Origin of the sequence: Variovorax jilinensis, assembly GCF_030316885.1 — a bacterium.
In the GTDB taxonomy this organism is placed as follows: Bacteria; Pseudomonadota; Gammaproteobacteria; order Burkholderiales; family Burkholderiaceae_C; genus Variovorax; species Variovorax jilinensis.
Genome location: NZ_JASZYQ010000001.1, coordinates 367,422 through 383,184 on the forward strand (window position 1 = coordinate 367,422; position 15,763 = coordinate 383,184).

Here is a 15,763-nt window from a genome sequence, read left to right on the forward strand (position 1 = left end):
GATTTGCAAGCCCAGCCCCCGGCAGCCCCGGGGGCTTTTTCTTGCGCTGTCTCGTCGTGCGGCTACTTGCCGGCCACGCTGCGCGCCACGGCCTCGGCGACCTTGATGCCATCGACGCCGGCCGAGAGAATCCCGCCCGCGTAACTTGCACCTTCGCCCGCCGGGTACAGGCCGCGCAGGTTGAGGCTCTGGAAGTCCTCGCCGCGCGTGATCCGGATCGGCGACGAGGTACGCGTCTCGACCCCGGTCAGCACTGCGTCGTGCAGGTCGAAGCCCTTGATCTTGCGGCCGAAGGCCGGAAAGGCCTCGCGCATGGCCTCGATCGCGTAGCCCGGCAGCGCGGCATGCAGGTCGCCCGGCGTCACCCCCGGCTTGTACGAGGGCGTGACGCTGCCGAGTGCGGTCGAGGGCCGGCCCGCGACGAAGTCGCCGACCAGCTGGCCGGGCGCGCGGTAGTCGCCGCCGCCGAGCTCGAAGGCCCTCGACTCGAGCTGCCGCTGCAGGTCGATGCCCGCCAGCGCCGAGCCGGTGCGGCCGTCCTCCCAGCCCGGGAAGTCGCGCGGGTCGATGCCCACGACGATGCCGGCGTTGGCGTTGCGCTCGTTGCGCGAATACTGGCTCATGCCGTTGGTCACGACCCGGCCCGGCTCGCTCGTGGCCGCCACCACGGTGCCGCCCGGGCACATGCAGAAGCTGTAGACCGAGCGGCCGTTGCTCGCGTGGTGCACCAGCTTGTAGTCGGCCGCGCCGAGCAGTGGATGGCCGGCATGCCGGCCCCAGCGGGCGCGGTCGATCAGCCCCTGCGGATGCTCGACCCGGAAGCCGATCGAGAACGGCTTGGCGTCGATGTGGACGCCGCGCGCATGCAGCATCTCGAAGGTATCGCGCGCGCTGTGGCCGAGCGCCAGCACGACGTGGTCGGCGCGCAGCTCGCTGGTCTCGCCGCTGCGCTGGTCGCGCACGGTCAGCCCGCGCAGCCGGCGGCCGTCGGGGCCGTCCTCGATCAGCAGGTCGGTCACGCGCTGCTCGAAGCGGATCTCGCCGCCCAGCGCGACGATCTCGCCGCGCATGTGCTCCACCACCTTCACGAGCTTGAAGGTGCCGATGTGCGGATGGGCCACGTAGAGGATCTCGGGCGGCGCGCCGGCCTTGACGAATTCCTCCATCACCTTGCGGCCGAGGAATCGCGGGTCCTTGATCTGGCTGTAGAGCTTGCCGTCCGAGAAGGTGCCGGCGCCGCCTTCGCCGAACTGCACGTTCGATTCGGGATCGAGCACGCTCTTGCGCCAGAGGCCCCAGGTGTCGCGCGTGCGCTGCCGCACGGTCTTGCCGCGCTCCAGCACGATCGGCCTGAAGCCCATCTGCGCGAGCATCAGCGCGGCGAACATGCCGCAGGGACCGAAGCCGACCACCACCGGGCGCACCGCCAGCGATGCCGGCGCGGCCACCGGCGCGCGCCATTGCATGTCGGGCGTCGTCGCGATGCGCGGGTTGCCCGCGAAGCGCGCGAGCACCGCCGCCTCGATGGCGGGATCGGTGAAGGCGACATCGACGATGTAGACCTGCAGCAGTTCGGCCTTGCGGGCGTCGAAGCTGCGCTTGAAGACGTGGACATCGGCCAGCGATTCCACGGGCGTGGCCAGGGTCGACGCGACGGCCCTCGACAGGGCCTGCGGATCGTGGTCCAGGGGGAGCTTGACTTCGGAGATTCTCAGCATGTTCGTGGGCTTGTGGTTATCAAGCAGGAACGCCGATTATCGCGGGCGACGCTGAGAGACGCCGCAAGGTCTCAGGAAGGCAGGAACCCCTCCACCGACAGGTAGCGCTCGCCGGTGTCGTAGTTGAAGCCCAGCACCACCGCGTCGGCCGGCAGCGAGGGGAGCTTCTGCGCGATGGCGGCCAGGGTGGCGCCCGACGAGATGCCCACCAGCAGGCCTTCCTCGCGCGCGCAGCGGCGCGCCATCTCGCGCGCCGGTTCGGCATCGACCTGCAGCACGCCGTCGAGCAGGGCGGTGTCGAGGTTCTTCGGGATGAAGCCGGCGCCGATGCCCTGGATCGGATGCGGCGAGGGCTGGCCGCCCGAGATCACGGGCGAGGCCACGGGCTCGACCGCGAACACCTGCAGCTTCGGCCACTTCTTCTTGAGCACGCGGGCGCAGCCCGTGATGTGACCGCCGGTGCCCACGCCGGTGATCAGCACGTCGACGCCGTCGGGAAAGTCCGCCGCGATCTCCTCGGCCGTGGTGCGTTCATGGACCTCGATGTTGGCCGGGTTGTTGAACTGCTGCGGCATCCATGCGCCTGGCGTGCCCGCGACGATCTCCTCGGCGCGCGCGATCGAGCCCTTCATGCCCTTCTCGCGCGGCGTCAGGTCGAAGCTCGCGCCGTAGGCCAGCATCAGGCGGCGGCGCTCGATCGACATGCTGTCGGGCATCACGAGGATCAGCTTGTAGCCCTTCACCGCGGCCACCATCGCCAGGCCGATGCCGGTATTGCCAGAGGTCGGCTCGACGATCGTGCCGCCGGGCTTGAGCGCGCCCGAGCGCTCGGCGTCCTCGACCATCGCGAGCGCGATGCGGTCCTTGATCGAGCCGCCGGGATTGGCGCGCTCGCACTTGATCCAGACCTGCTGCGTCGCCGCGCCGAACAGGCGCTGGATGCGCACGTGCGGCGTGTTGCCGATGGTCTGCAGGATGGTGTCGGCTTTCATTCGGTCTCCTTGGGCTCGGGCCCCGCTGTGAAAAAAGGCAAAAAGGCGAAACGGCCATTGTGGCGATAATCGAGCGGTGAAGCACGCCGGACCGCCGCTGGTGCAAGTCTCGAAAGAGCGCACTGGAGGAACGTCCGGACTGCAAAGGACAGCGCAGGAGCTAACGGCTCTCCACCGCGAGGTGAGGATCAGAGCAACAGAGACGAGTCGGCCGGGGGCAACTTCGGTCGGGTGAAACGGGCAATCTCTGCGCGCAGCAACACCAAGTAGGCCAGTGCACGGAGCGCGGTTCGCCGCGACTTCGAATCCCGTGGTTCCGCGGACGACTGGCGGGTAGGTGGCATCGAGCCGTCTGGTGACAGGCGGCCCAGAGTAATGGCGGTCACGCCGGGGCGCTCGCAAGAGCGTGCCGGTGCACAGAATCCGGCTTACAGGCGTGCTTCACACTTTTTCCCGAGCGCCGCCACCGGGCGCTCAGAACCGCTCGTGCGGCCCCAGGTAGCGCCACTGCCCCGGCAGCAGCCCCGAGAGCGGCACCCGGCCGATGCGGATGCGCTTCATGGCCAGGATCTGCAGCCCCGCGGCGTCGCAGATGTGGGCGATCTGTCCCGGCTGCGCACCCTTGAGCGCGAATCGCAGGCCGGTGCGGCCCTCGCCCTGCTGGCCGATGCTGACGCGGGCGGGCGAGCGCTCGAGGCGCGCAAGGATCTCGGGCTCGACCGCGCCCGAGACGTCCACCATCACCTCGTGCTCGAGGATGCCGGCGTCTTCCTGCAGCTTGCGTTCGATGCGGAACTCCTGCGTGTACACGACCAGCCCGCCGGCGCCGGTCTCGAGCGGCGTCATCAGGCGCTGCGCCGCCACGTGGCGCGGCAGGAAGCGCAGTCCCGCGCGCTCGGGCTCGTGGTGGCCGGCCGCAACCAGCAGGCGGTGCGCCTGCGCGGTCGGCGTGCCGGGCGGCTTGTGCAGCAGCAGCGTCACCGGAAGCACCGGCTCGGGCCGCGCCCCGGCCTCGATCTCGACCTTCTGGTGTGCATGCACGCGCGACTGCGGCAGCAGCGCCGGCGCACCGTCGACGCGCACGGCGCCGTTCTCGATCAGCAACTCGGCCTCGCGCCGGGAGCAGGCGGCCAGCGCGGCCACCCGCTTGGCGAGGCGGATGCCTTCGTCGTCGGCGTCCTTCATGGCTTGGCCGACTGCCGGATGCGCTCGACGTGCGCCGCCAGCGAACGGGCGGCCACCGGCCACATGCGTTCGGGCACGTCGTCGTAGGCCTTGGGCAGCCATTCCTCGGGCGTGCCTTCGGGTGCCTCGCGCATCACGGCGGCGATCTTGGCCTCGCGCTTGAGACGGTGCGCCTTGAGCGTTGCGATGGCTGTGCGCGCCTCGCCCAGCACGTAGCCGTGCGCGGGCAGGATGAACTCGACCTTGCCACGCGCGCAAGCGGCGTCGAGCTTGTCGAGCGAAGCGAGGTAGGCGTCCATGTTGCCGTCGGGCGGATCGACCACCGTGGTGCTGCCGTTGAGGATGTGGTCGCCCGAGAACAGCAGGCCGTCCTCCTCGAGCAGCAGGCACAGGTGGTTGGCGGCATGGCCCGGCGTGTGAATGACGCGCAGCGTATGCAGCGGCGCCAGGGTCTCGCCGGCGTCGCCGATCGCCTGGACGTCGAGCGTGAGGCGCTCGCCATCCTTCAGCGCGCGATCGGGCGCGAAGCGCGCCGTCGCCCGTGCGGTCGGCGCCGAGGGCAGGCCGAGGATCGGCGGGCGGGTCTTGCACAGCTTCTGCAGCGGCAGCGCGCCGGGCGAGTGGTCCGCGTGCGAATGGGTGCAGACGATCATGCGGATGTCGCCGTTCGTGGCGCGCCACAGGCGGCCGATGTGATCGAAGTCGTTCGGGCCCGGATCGATCACGATGTAGCCGGTCTCGGCGTCGCCCACGATGTAGCTGTTGGTGCCGGGGCCGGTCATGGCGCTCGGATTCGGCGCGGTCAGGCGCTGCACGTTGCGCAGCAGGGGCACCGGCTGCTCGCATTGCCAGTCGAGTGCGTGGAAGAGCTGGCCGTCGGGGCTCACCATCGCGAGCTCGCCGAAGGCCGATTCGTGTTCCATGTAGCGCACTTCCTGTCCGCCGAGCACGCCGCCGCGCGGGCAGCTGGTCCACAGCGGGCCTTCGCCGGCCGTGCGGCCCGCACAGGCTTCGAGCACCGCGTCCACGGTCGCATAGGCGGCCAGGCGCTCGAGCGTGCGCACGGTCGGGAAGATGAGGAAGAAGCTGCCCGCCGCATGGCGCTCGAGGGCATCGGCCGGCCGCACCCAGCAGGGCTCGAACTGCTCGGTCTCGTCGGCGCTCGGCGTCTGGCCTTCTGGCATGCGCGCGACCAGGAAGGGCACGTCGAAGCGCTTGGGCAGGTCGCGGTCGGTGATCCAGTGCGCGAAGGTCCAGACCTGATCGGTCGACAGCAGCAGTCCGCGCGCAACGCACTGGTCGGCAAAGGCGACCGTGGAGCTGGCGGTGCTGCGGTCCATGGTGGCGACTTCGGCGGCGCTCACGGGCCGGCCGTCGGGATGGTGCGCGAGCAGCACGCCCAGCTCCTCGAAGCTCTCGCGGATGGCCGCGATCGCCTGCGTGAGCTGCACGCGGCTCTGGGTGCGGCGGCGCGTCGCGATCGCACGCGCGGGAGTGTCGCCCTCGTCGATGCGGCCGCCGGGAAACACGTAGGCGCCGGGCGCGAAGCTGGCGTTCTCGGAGCGCCGCGTCATGAGCACCTCGACGCCTTCGGGCGTATCGCGCAGCAGCAGCACGGTGGCGGCAGGGCGAACGGGCGCGGGCGGGCGCTGGGGGTGGAGCAGTTGGGTCAGACGTACCATGGCACAGCGATTATCGGGAGATCGGCCCGCGCGTGCGCGGCGGTGCCGGCCGAGGGCGTGCACGCGCGTGCCGTCGAGTCCGTACCGATGGGATACTGGCGCCATGCTGATCAACTGCGTGGTCTACGAAGGCGGCGAAAAGCTGGCCGACATTCCGGTTGCGGGCATTGGGGAGCACTTGCAGCACACCGGGCGCTTCGTCTGGGTGGCCCTGCAGGATGCGACGGCCGCCGAGCTGGCCGAACTGCAGGGCGCATTCGGCCTCCATCCGCTCGCGGTCGAGGATGCCCAGCACGGCCACCAGCGGCCCAAGGTCGAGGAATACGACGACTCGCTGTTCGCGGTCATGCACCTGCTCGAGATCGACGGCCTCGACGACGGCGCGACCGGCGTCGGCGAGATCGACGCCTTCGTCGGCCGCAACTACGTGGTGACGGTCCGCAACCGCAGCCGGCACGGCTTCGTCGAGGTACGCGAACGCTGCGAGCGCGAGCCCGAGCTGCTGCGCCATGGGCCGGGCTTCGTGCTCTACGCGCTGATGGATGCGGTGGTCGACCGCTACTTCCCGGTCATCGATGCGCTGGAGGACGAACTCGAGACCATCGAGCTGCAGATCTTCACGAAGGGCGCCGCGCGCGAGAGCATTCGCAGCCTGTACGGGCTGAAGCGCCGCCTCACGGTGCTCAAGCATGCGGTGGCGCCGCTGCTCGAAGGCGCGGGCAAGCTGTACGGCGGCCGCGTGCCGCAGATCTGCGTCGGCGCGCAGGAGTACTTCCGCGACGTGATCGACCATCTCGGACGCATCAACGCCTCGATCGACGCCATGCGCGACACCATCGGCACCGCGATCAGCGTCAACCTCTCGATGGTCACGATCGAGGACGGCGAGGTCACCAAGCGGCTGGCCGCCTGGGCCGCGATCTTCGCGGTCAGCACGTCGCTCGCCGGCATCTGGGGCATGAACTTCGAACAGATGCCCGAGCTGCACTGGCGCTTCGGCTACTACGCCGCGCTCGGCCTGATCGCGGGCCTCTGTGGCTTCCTCTACTACCGGTTCCGGCGCGCGGGATGGATCTGAGCGCACCCGATTCGCGGTTGTGGAGATGCGCGCGCAGGCGAGGTTTGGGGGCAGAATCCGGTCGCATGAAAGCTTGCCCGGGAGCGATCTGCTGCTACCTCGTCGCCATGTCGGCGCAGGCGCAACTCGCCCAGGAGCCGGTTGTTCAGGCTGGGTTCAGCCAGCCCGGGTGGGAACTGGTCGTCGGTCCTTTCGCCGTCCACTTCAGCAACGAGGACGACCATTCGAGCGTCTTTCTGCTGGGCCTCGAGCGCAACCAGTCCGACAACGTGATCTGGGGCCTGTCGGTCTTCCGCAATTCCTTCGGCCAGACTTCGGCCTATGCCTACTACGGCTATCGCTGGGACGGCCTGTTCGGCAATCCCGCGATCTACGCCAAGCTCTCGGGCGGCATCATCTACGGCTACAAGTACCCGTACGAGGACAAGGTGCCGTTCAACCACAACGGCTTCGGCCTCGGCATCATTCCCGCGATCGGCTATCGCCTCACGCCCAACGATGCGCTTCAGGTGGGCGCGCTCGGCACCGCCGGGCTGATCTTCACCTACAACCGCAAGTTCTAGCTCCCCCCGGAAGCGCCTTCGGCGCCTCCCCCTCAAGGGGGCGATACCAGCGGCCCGGCGAAGCCGGTTCCGCGGTATCTCTGGGCTGGGGCAGCTCCGGGGCAGCAGATAATCCCTGGATGCGAATCCGCTTCACCAAGATGCAAGGGGCCGGCAACGATTTCGTCGTGCTCGACGAAACCCGCGCGCCGCTCGGCCTGACCGGCGCGCAGTACCGCTTCCTGGCCGACCGCCATTTCGGCGTCGGCGCGGACCAGATCCTCACGGTACGACCCTCGCCGGCCGCGGGCGTCGACTTCCAGTACCTGATCCACAACGCCGACGGCGGCGAGGTCGAGCAATGCGGCAACGGCGCGCGCTGCTTCCTGCGCTTCGTGCGCGAGCATGGCCTGACGGCCAAGGAGGCGGTTCGGGTGCAGACGCTCTCGGGCGTGATCGAGCCGCGCATGAGCGCCGACGGCCGCGTCACGGTCGACATGGGCGCGCCGGTGTTCGAGCCGCAGCGCGTGCCCTTCGATACCGCCGGCCTCGACCCGCAGCCCGAAGGCGGCTGGCAGACCTGGCACCTGGCGCTCGGCCATCACGCGGACAGCGCCATCGTTGCCGTGGCCGTGCTGTCGATGGGCAATCCGCATGCGGTGCAGGTCGTGGCCGACGTCGACCTGGCACCTGTCGCGACGCAGGGCCCGCTGATCGAGCACCATCCGCGCTTTCCGCAGCGCGTCAATGCCGGCTTCATGCAGGTGGTCGACCGCGGCCACGTGCGGTTGCGCGTGTTCGAGCGCGGCGCCGGCGAGACGCTGGCCTGCGGCACCGGCGCCTGCGCCGCGGTGGTCGCGGGCATCCGGCTCGGCCTGCTCGATGCAAGGGTCGACGTCCAGACCCGCGGCGGCCTGCTCACCATCGAATGGGCCGGCGAGGGCACGCCGGTGTTGATGACCGGACCCGCTCTCACCGTTTTCGAGGGCGACATCGAGGTGCCCGACGCGTCATGAACTCCTTCAACTCCAACGACATGAACCCGATCACCGAAGACGACATCGCCAACTACCTCGCGAACACGCCCGACTTCTTCGAACGCCATGCGCAGCTGCTGGGCCAGGTGCAGCTGACCAGCCCGCATGGCAACCGCGCGGTGAGCCTGCAGGAGCGCCAGGCCGAGATGCTGCGCGAGAAGATCAAGGCGCTCGAGCATCGCGTGATGGACATGGTGCGCCACGGCACCGAGAACGTGGTCACGGCCGATCGCCTGCAGCGCTGGACCCGCGGCCTGCTGACCGCGCGCGATCCGCGCGGCCTGCCGGCGCAGATCGCGAGCCAGTTGCAGACCCTGTTCATGGTGCCGCAGACCGCGATCAAGGTCTGGGACTGCGACGGCGCCTACCTCAACGAATCCTTCGCGCAGTGGGTCAGCGACGACGTCAAGACGCTCGCCACCTCGCTCACCGCGCCCTATTGCGGGCTCAATTCGGGCTTCGAGGCCGCAGGATGGCTGGCCGAGCCGCATGCCGCGGTCTCGATCGCGCTGATCCCGCTGCGCGCCGAGGTCGAATCGCCGGCCTTCGGCCTGCTGGTGCTGGCCTCGCCCGACGCCCAGCGCTTCAACGCCGAGATGGGCACCGACTTCCTGGAGCGCATCGCCGAGCTGGCCTCGGGCGCCCTGTCGCGCCTGCGCCCTTGAAGCGACCGCTGCGGCGCGGCCTGATCGCCGCGCTGCTGCTGGCGCTGCTGGGCTATGCGGCGATCCACGCCATGGTCTGGCGCAACGCGAGGGCGCGCCTCGCGCAGGCGCCACCCCAGGCCGCCGATGCCGCGCTGATCCTCGGCAACCGGGCGTACCGGGACGGCAAGCCCAATCCCTGCCTCACGGGACGGGTCGATGCCGGCATTGCGCTGGCCCGTGCGGGCCTGGTGGGCCGGCTCGTGCTGTCGGGCGGCGTCGACCTCGAGGACGGCCGCATCGAGGCCGAGGTGATGCGCCAGCATGCGCGCGATGCCGGCTTCGAGGGCCCGCTGCTGCTGGAGGCCCGATCGCAGACCACGCGCGAGAACCTCGCGCTGTCGAGCGCCTTGCTGCAGGCCGCCGGCATCCGCAGCGTGGTCATCGTGACCGAGCCCTACCACCTGTGGCGCGCCGAGCGCCTCGCACGCGCGAGCGGCTTCGACCGCCAGTTCGATGTGCAGTTCGCAGCCGCGCCGAGCGCCTGCTGGCAGCGCTGGGGCATGGCTTTCAAGGGCGCGTTGCGCGAGCCGCTGGCGATCGTGAACAATGCCGCCAATGGATTCCTCCACTGACGCGCCGCCGGCCGCGCTGCCGGCCACGATCGAGAAGTACCTCGAGCATGTGCGCGTGGAGCGGCGCCTTGCGCAGCGCACGGTCGAGCTCTATGCCATCCATCTGGCGGCGCTGGCCGGCCATGCGGCCGCGGCCGGCCTGCCGCTCGAGCAGGTGCAGACCGCCCACGTGCGGCGCTGGATGGCGCAGATGCACGGCGGCGGCCGCTCGCCGCGCGGCATCGCGCTGGTGCTGTCCTGCTGGCGCAGCTTCTACCGCTGGCTCGGCCACGAGGGCCTGATCGGCTTCAACCCGGTGCAGGACGTGCACGCGCCGAAGGCGGCGCGGCCGCTGCCGAAGGCGCTCGCGGTCGACGACGCGGTGCGGCTCGCGGACCTGCGCGATGCCGATGCCGACCCCTGGAGCGAGGCGCGCGACCGCGCCATGGTCGAGCTGCTCTATGGCTGCGGCCTGCGGGTCGGCGAGCTGGTCGGGCTGGATGCGCGCGCCAGCGCCACGGCGCGTGGCTGGATCGACCTCGATGCTGCCGAGGCCCAGGTGCTGGGCAAGGGCGGCAAGCGCCGCATCGTGCCGGTCGGCCGCATGGCGCTGGAGTCGCTGCGGACCTGGCTCGCGGTGCGCGAGGATTGCGCGGCGCTCGACGCGGCGCGGCTGCGCGCGCCCGACAGCGCCGCGGCGCTCTTCATCGGCCGCAACGGCACGCGCGTGTCGTCCCAGGCGGTGTGGCGCCAGCTGCGCCAGCGCGGCGTCAAGGCCGGCCTCGCGGCGCCGGTGCATCCGCACATGCTGCGGCATTCGTTCGCGAGCCACCTGCTGCAATCCAGCAGCGACCTGCGCGCGGTGCAGGAACTGCTGGGCCACGCCAACATCTCGACCACCCAGGTCTACACGCGGCTGGATTTCCAGCATCTGGCCAAGGCCTACGACGCCGGGCACCCGCGGGCCCAGGCGCGCGACGAAGGCATCCCGCCCCGGGCGGGGCGCGGCAGCAAGGACAAGAACCCATGAAGAACCTCCGACTGCGTCCGGGCAAGGAGCGTTCGCTGCTGCGCCGCCATCCCTGGGTCTTCGAATCCGCGATCGCCAAGGGCGGCGGCGACGCCGGCGAAACCGTGCGCATCGAGTCCGACGACGGTCGCTTCCTGGCCTGGGCCGCCTTCAGCCCGCATTCGAAGATCCGGGCCCGCGCATGGAGCTTCGACGAGTCGCAGCGCATCGACGGTGCCTTCCTCGCGGCGCGCGTGGCGCAGGCGGTGCGCGCCAGAAGCCTGTTCGACCTGCAGAGCGACGGCGTGCGGCTGGTGCACGGCGAGGCCGATGGCCTGCCGGGGCTGATCGTCGACCGCTACGGCGACACGCTGGTGGCCCAGTTCCTGTCGGCTGGCGTCGAGCGCTGGAAGGCGCCGCTGGCCGATGCGCTGCTGGCGGCCACGGGCCTCGAGCGGCTCTACGAGCGCTCGGACGCCAGCGGGCGCGAGCGCGAGGGCCTGAAGCCGGTGACGGGCTGGCTGCGCGGCACCGGCCCGACCGAGCTCACGATCCGCGAGCACCAGTGGCGCCTCGGCCTGGACGTCGCGACCGGCCACAAGACCGGCTTCTATCTGGACCAGCGCGACAGCCGCAAGCGCTTCGCCGAGCTGGCCGCGCAGCGGCGCTTCCGGCAGGTGCTCAACTGCTTCTGCTACACGGGCGGCTTCACGGTCGCGGCGCTCGCGGGGCTGCAGGCGACCGGCGCGGTCGAGGGCGCCGAGCTGACCTCGATCGATTCCTCGCTGCCGGCCCTCGAACGCGCACGGGCCCACGTGGCGCTCAACGGCTTCGAGCGGGCCCGCACCGAGTTCCTGGATGCCGACGTCAACGCCAGCCTGCGCCGCTTCGTCGAGGAGGGCCGCCGCTTCGATGCCATCGTGCTCGATCCGCCCAAGTTCGCGCCCACCGTGGCCCATGCCGAGCGCGCCGCCCGCGCCTACAAGGACCTGAACCGGCAGGCCTTCAAGCTGCTGGCGCCGGGTGGGCACCTGCTGACCTTCTCGTGCTCGGGCGGCATCGGCGCCGACCTGTTCCACAAGATCGTGGCCTCGGCCGGCATCGACGCCGGGGTCGACGGCTACATCACCGAGCGGCTGGGCGCCGCGCCCGACCACCCGATGACCATCGAATTCCCCGAAGGCGAATACTTGAAAGGGCTGGTGGTGGTGCGCAAGTAGTGCGACCAGGCACGCCGCCCTTGACCCTGCTGGCCCGCGGCCGGCGCGCGGTGGCTAAACTTTCCGCCTTCGCGCTTCCATTGCCGCCCTGTCCCGCCGTTTTCCCCGTTTTCCCCGTTTTCCCTCGTTTCCCGGAGCACCCCCATGGCCCTCATTCCCGCAACCATCCTCACCGGCTTCCTCGGCTCGGGCAAGACCACGCTGCTCAAGCGCATCCTGAGCGAGGCGCACGGCCAGAAGATCGCGGTGATCGAGAACGAATTCGGCGAGGAGAACATCGACAACGACATCCTCGTCACCGAATCGAAGGAGCAGATCGTCCAGATGAGCAACGGCTGCATCTGCTGCACCATCCGCGAGGACCTGCGCGAGGCGCTGCAGCTGCTGGCGGCCAAGAAGCGCAAGGGCCTGCTCGACTTCGACCGCGTGGTGATCGAGACCACCGGCCTGGCCGACCCCGGTCCGGTGGCGCAGACCTTCTTCATGGACGACGAGATCGCCGAGAGCTACCTGCTCGACTCGATCCTGACCCTGGTCGATGCCAAGCACGCACCGCAGCAGCTCAACGACCGCCAGGAAGCGCGCCGCCAGGTCGGCTTCGCGGACCAGATCTTCATCAGCAAGAGCGACCTGGTCGCGGCCGAGGAGACCGAGGCCCTGATCCATCGCCTCAAGCACATGAACCCGCGCGCACCGCAGCAGAAGGTGCATTTCGGCGAAGTGCCGATCAAGGACGTGTTCGACCTGCGCGGCTTCAACCTGAACGCCAAGCTCGACATCGATCCCGATTTCCTCAAGGAGGAAGACGCGCACGACCATCACGACCATGCGCACGGCGAGCATTGCGACCATCCCTCGCATGCCCACGAGGGCCACGGCCACCACCATCACCACGACGATGACGTCAAGAGCTTCGTCTACCGCTCGGACCGGGCCTTCGATCCGGCCCGGCTCGAGGACTTCCTCGGCGCGATCGTCAACATCTACGGCCCGCGCATGCTGCGCTACAAGGGCGTGCTGCACATGCAGGGCACCGAGCGCAAGGTGATCTTCCAGGGCGTGCACCAGCTGATGGGCAGCGACCTCGGCCCGGCCTGGGGCGCCGACGAGAAGCGCACCAGCCGCATGGTGTTCATCGGCATCGACCTGCCGCGCGAGATCCTGGAGCAGGGCCTGGACCAGTGTCTGGTCTAGCAACAGGGCTCCCACGCTCACCCGCTTCTAGTGGTTCGCTGCCCCCCCGAGGGCGCGCAGGCCGCCTTCGCGCTGCCCGACGCCGGCCTGAATCCCGGCACTGAGTTCCCGTTCGCGCAGGCTCGCGCGTTCTCTCTATACAATCGCGCGCCTGTTCCGGCAGCCGCAGACCGCCATTCGTGGCGCGAATCGTGACTTCCGGCATAGGAACGGGTGCGTTTCGGGGCTGGATTCGGGGGTATAACCCCGGGGTTCGCCTCGGCGAACACCTCTCATTGAATGCGCGTTCGAGTCCATCGAGGAGCCAGTCACCGTGAAGAAACCCGCCGCACCAGCGAAGTCCGCGCCCAAGCCGGCCGTCAAGAAGACGGCCGCTGCCAAGCAGGCGGCTCCAGCGGCCAAGAAGGTTTCAGCCAAGCCCGCCGCGCCCGCCAAGGTCGCTGCCAAGGCCAAGCCAGCCGCTGCCGTGTCCAGCGTTTCCTCCTCCAAACCGGCCGGCCCGAGCGCCGCGCCACCTGCACCATCGAGTCCCATGAAAAAAACGGCTGCCGCCACCACCACTTCCGCCCCGGCGACGCCCGCGACCCCTGCCGCCACCCCCGCACCCGCCCGCGGTGGCCGCGTGTCGCGGCTGTCGCAGCTGACGGTTCCTTCCATGCCGCAATCGGTGGCTTCCACGGCCGCCAAGTCCAGCTTCGTCCAGATCACTTCCAACGCCCTCGTGCCGCCGCCGCCGATCGCCGTCAAGAAGGACCCGAAGCTGGTCAACAACTGGAAGACCAAGACGCCCGCCGAGCTCAGCGACGCCGAAGTCATCGCGATGCCTGATTCCGAGTACATGAACGACAAGCAGATGGCGTTCTTCCGCCTGAAGCTGCAGGAACTCAAGCGCGGCATCCTCGAGAACGCCGGCGAGACCACCGAGCACCTGCGCGAGGACACCGTCGTCGTGCCCGATCCGGCCGACCGCGCCACGATCGAGGAGGAGCACGCTCTGGAACTGCGCACGCGCGACCGCGAGCGCAAGCTGCTCAAGAAGATCGAGCAGTCGATCCAGCGCATCGATGCCGGCGACTACGGCTACTGCGACGAGACCGGCGAGCCCATCGGCGTCGGCCGGCTGCTGGCGCGTCCCACCGCCACGCTGTCGCTCGAGGCGCAGCAGCGCCGCGAGCTCAAGCAGAAGATGTTCGGAGACTGATCGCCCTCCGTTCGAACCGAGACGCTGCGCATCACCATGGCCAAGGAAGAACCCGGTCGCTTGCTGTCGAAGGTGGCGAAGTTCGTGCGCAATCCGCTCAAGGATTGGTCCGAGCTCGACGCCGACGAGTCCTCGACGCTCGAGAACGGCTACAGCCGCGAGATGCTCAAGGAAATGATCGAGCGGCGCCAGCGTAACGACTTCGTGCGCCGGCGCGAGTTCGACATGCTGCGCAAGCTGCGCCAGCGCGAAGCCGCCGGCGGACGCGACCCGGCTGCCACGCCGTCGTCCTTCAACGTCAGCAGCACCAACGACAAGTCCGACGGCCGCGCGCTCACGCTCAAGAAGATCGACGAGATCGAAGAGCAGATGTCGCAGCAGTGGTGGAAGAACCGCGACGCCCGCGGCGACGCGGCGCCCGCCGCACCGCAGGCCGAAGGAAGCCACATGGCCGAGCAGCACGCGCGTGCGTACGCCGACACGGTGCCGGGCGTGCCGCAGCAGGGCGAGGTCGAGGGCCTGCAGGTGCAGTTGCCGGCCCATGACGGCAGCATCGAGGAAGCCGCGATCCGTTATGCCCACGGCGACGACGTCGGCGCCGAGGCCATCCTGCTCCAGGCGCTGGCGCCCGACAGCCCGACCTCCGCGCACGACGACACCTGGCGCACGCTGCTCGACCTCTACCGTGCCACGGGCGACGCCGAGAAGTTCGTCGCCGCCGCGACCCGCTACACGCAGCGAATGAAGCAGCCGGCGCCCGAATGGATATCGCTGCGCGCGCTGGCGGTCTCGGCCCGCGCTTCGGGTTCGGGCCAGCCCGCGCCACCGGCGCCGACCGCTGCCGCCAGTGACGCCGACTGGGTCTGCCCGCCGCGGCTCGCGCGCGAAGGCCTGATCGGCCTGACGCGGGCACTTGGCGCCGCGGGCCCGTCCTGGCGGCTCGACTGGAGCGCGCTCGATGCCATCGAACCCGATGCCGCCGGCCCGCTGCGCGCGCTGCTCACGCACTGGTCCGAATCGACGGTTCAACTGCGCTTCCGGGGTGCCGATCGCCTGCTGCTCACGCTGGCCGAGGCCACGCCCGCCAACGAGCGGGGCGTCGACGCGGTCTGGTGGCAGCTGCACATGGCGGCGCTGCGCGTGATGCACCGTGCCGATGAATTCGAGCTGCTGGCGCTCAACTACTGCATCACCTACGAGGTTTCGCCGCCGCCCTGGGAAGACCCCAAGGGCGACTACGCCTCGCTCGATCCGGCCGCGGCGCCCACGCCGCGTGCAGCGGCGCCTGCCTTCGTGCTCGACGGCTTTCGCGACGACGCACCGGCTGCACCGGTGCCGACGCCGGGGCAGGGCACGCTGGTCGGCGAACTCGCCGGCGAGTCGGTCGCGACCTGGCAGCGGCTGGACGCCGAACTGGGCGATTCCGCCAGCCCGACCGTTTCCTGCGCGGCCCTCGTGAGGATCGATTTTGCGGCTGCAGGCACGCTGCTGAACTGGGTCACCGACTACCACGGCCGCGGCCTGAAGGTGCAGTTCACCGACGCCCATCGGCTGGTGGCGGCCTTCTTCGAAGTCATCGGCATCGCCGACCACGCGTCCGTCTCCCTGCGCAAGAACTGAGTCTCCGCCCTGGCGGCGGGGTTGAGA

14 protein-coding genes and 1 other RNA gene are annotated in these 15,763 nt (G+C 69.9%); 11 read left to right on the plus strand and 4 right to left on the minus strand.

Going from position 1 to position 15,763, the window contains the following annotated elements; genetic code table 11:
- Positions 1-62 precede the first annotated feature (62 nt).
- Both QTH87_RS01820 and cysK read right to left on the minus strand, forming a co-directional pair.
- Positions 63-1,718: an NAD(P)/FAD-dependent oxidoreductase gene (locus QTH87_RS01820; RefSeq protein WP_286606374.1), complete on the minus strand. Its 1,656-nt coding sequence runs from the start codon at positions 1,716-1,718 to the stop codon at positions 63-65.
- Positions 1,719-1,789: 71 nt separating this feature from the next.
- On the minus strand, positions 1,790-2,710 hold the full coding sequence (gene cysK / locus QTH87_RS01825; protein WP_286606376.1) for a cysteine synthase A: 921 nt from the start codon (positions 2,708-2,710) through the stop codon (positions 1,790-1,792).
- A gap of 78 nt (positions 2,711-2,788) precedes the next feature.
- Between cysK and rnpB the strand changes: the two genes are divergently transcribed.
- Positions 2,789-3,157, plus strand: an RNA gene (gene rnpB / locus QTH87_RS01830) — RNase P RNA component class A.
- A 27-nt stretch (positions 3,158-3,184) separates the two neighbouring features.
- Here the strand turns inward: rnpB and QTH87_RS01835 are convergent.
- Entirely contained in the window at positions 3,185-3,895 is a 711-nt protein-coding gene (locus QTH87_RS01835) for an RNA pseudouridine synthase (RefSeq protein WP_286606377.1), read from the minus strand.
- A complete protein-coding gene (locus tag QTH87_RS01840; protein ID WP_286606379.1) occupies positions 3,892-5,577 on the minus strand; it encodes an MBL fold metallo-hydrolase in 1,686 nt (561 codons plus the stop codon). Before QTH87_RS01840 ends, QTH87_RS01835 begins: the two co-directional genes overlap by 4 nt.
- A gap of 103 nt (positions 5,578-5,680) precedes the next feature.
- Here QTH87_RS01840 and corA point away from each other — a divergent pair, with 103 nt between their 5' ends.
- The 10 genes from corA to QTH87_RS01890 all read left to right on the plus strand — a co-directional run bounded on the left by corA (position 5,681) and on the right by QTH87_RS01890 (position 15,736).
- Positions 5,681-6,655 carry a magnesium/cobalt transporter CorA gene (corA, locus tag QTH87_RS01845; protein WP_286606380.1) on the plus strand — a complete coding sequence of 325 codons (975 nt, stop codon included), beginning with the start codon at positions 5,681-5,683 and terminating at the stop codon, positions 6,653-6,655.
- A 65-nt stretch (positions 6,656-6,720) separates the two neighbouring features.
- Positions 6,721-7,218, plus strand: coding sequence for an ABC transporter ATP-binding protein (locus QTH87_RS01850; protein WP_286606382.1), 498 nt, complete (start codon positions 6,721-6,723; stop codon positions 7,216-7,218).
- Positions 7,219-7,337: 119 nt separating this feature from the next.
- Positions 7,338-8,213, plus strand: coding sequence for a diaminopimelate epimerase (gene dapF / locus QTH87_RS01855; RefSeq protein WP_286606383.1), 876 nt, complete (start codon positions 7,338-7,340; stop codon positions 8,211-8,213).
- The gene (locus QTH87_RS01860; RefSeq protein WP_286606384.1) at positions 8,210-8,899 is read left to right on the plus strand and encodes a DUF484 family protein; all 690 of its coding nucleotides are present in this window, start codon (positions 8,210-8,212) and stop codon (positions 8,897-8,899) included. Before dapF ends, QTH87_RS01860 begins: the two co-directional genes overlap by 4 nt.
- Entirely contained in the window at positions 8,896-9,513 is a 618-nt protein-coding gene (locus QTH87_RS01865) for a YdcF family protein (RefSeq protein WP_286606385.1), read from the plus strand. Before QTH87_RS01860 ends, QTH87_RS01865 begins: the two co-directional genes overlap by 4 nt.
- Positions 9,497-10,522, plus strand: coding sequence for a tyrosine recombinase XerC (locus QTH87_RS01870; RefSeq protein WP_286606387.1), 1,026 nt, complete (start codon positions 9,497-9,499; stop codon positions 10,520-10,522). The genes QTH87_RS01865 and QTH87_RS01870 overlap by 17 nt, the downstream gene beginning before the upstream one ends.
- Positions 10,519-11,721, plus strand: coding sequence for a class I SAM-dependent rRNA methyltransferase (locus tag QTH87_RS01875; RefSeq protein ID WP_286606388.1), 1,203 nt, complete (start codon positions 10,519-10,521; stop codon positions 11,719-11,721). The genes QTH87_RS01870 and QTH87_RS01875 overlap by 4 nt, the downstream gene beginning before the upstream one ends.
- Before the next feature lie 144 nt (positions 11,722-11,865).
- Positions 11,866-12,915: a CobW family GTP-binding protein gene (locus QTH87_RS01880; protein WP_286606390.1), complete on the plus strand. Its 1,050-nt coding sequence runs from the start codon at positions 11,866-11,868 to the stop codon at positions 12,913-12,915.
- A 313-nt stretch (positions 12,916-13,228) separates the two neighbouring features.
- A complete protein-coding gene (gene dksA / locus QTH87_RS01885; protein WP_286606391.1) occupies positions 13,229-14,116 on the plus strand; it encodes an RNA polymerase-binding protein DksA in 888 nt (295 codons plus the stop codon).
- A gap of 36 nt (positions 14,117-14,152) precedes the next feature.
- Entirely contained in the window at positions 14,153-15,736 is a 1,584-nt protein-coding gene (locus QTH87_RS01890) for an STAS domain-containing protein (protein WP_286606393.1), read from the plus strand.
- The last annotated feature ends 27 nt before the right edge of the window (positions 15,737-15,763 follow it).

Bases quoted from the DNA above. Each gene is read 5' to 3' on its own strand.
- QTH87_RS01820 (WP_286606374.1), bottom strand. From the start codon at position 1,718: ATGCTGAGAATCTCCGAAGTCAAGCTCCCCCTGGACCACGATCCGCAG.
- cysK (WP_286606376.1), bottom strand. From the start codon at position 2,710: ATGAAAGCCGACACCATCCTGCAGACCATCGGCAACACGCCGCACGTG.
- QTH87_RS01835 (WP_286606377.1), bottom strand. From the start codon at position 3,895: ATGAAGGACGCCGACGACGAAGGCATCCGCCTCGCCAAGCGGGTGGCC.
- QTH87_RS01840 (WP_286606379.1), bottom strand. From the start codon at position 5,577: ATGGTACGTCTGACCCAACTGCTCCACCCCCAGCGCCCGCCCGCGCCC.
- corA (WP_286606380.1), top strand. From the start codon at position 5,681: ATGCTGATCAACTGCGTGGTCTACGAAGGCGGCGAAAAGCTGGCCGAC.
- QTH87_RS01850 (WP_286606382.1), top strand. From the start codon at position 6,721: ATGAAAGCTTGCCCGGGAGCGATCTGCTGCTACCTCGTCGCCATGTCG.
- dapF (WP_286606383.1), top strand. From the start codon at position 7,338: ATGCGAATCCGCTTCACCAAGATGCAAGGGGCCGGCAACGATTTCGTC.
- QTH87_RS01860 (WP_286606384.1), top strand. From the start codon at position 8,210: ATGAACTCCTTCAACTCCAACGACATGAACCCGATCACCGAAGACGAC.
- QTH87_RS01870 (WP_286606387.1), top strand. From the start codon at position 9,497: ATGGATTCCTCCACTGACGCGCCGCCGGCCGCGCTGCCGGCCACGATC.
- QTH87_RS01875 (WP_286606388.1), top strand. From the start codon at position 10,519: ATGAAGAACCTCCGACTGCGTCCGGGCAAGGAGCGTTCGCTGCTGCGC.
- QTH87_RS01880 (WP_286606390.1), top strand. From the start codon at position 11,866: ATGGCCCTCATTCCCGCAACCATCCTCACCGGCTTCCTCGGCTCGGGC.
- QTH87_RS01890 (WP_286606393.1), top strand. From the start codon at position 14,153: ATGGCCAAGGAAGAACCCGGTCGCTTGCTGTCGAAGGTGGCGAAGTTC.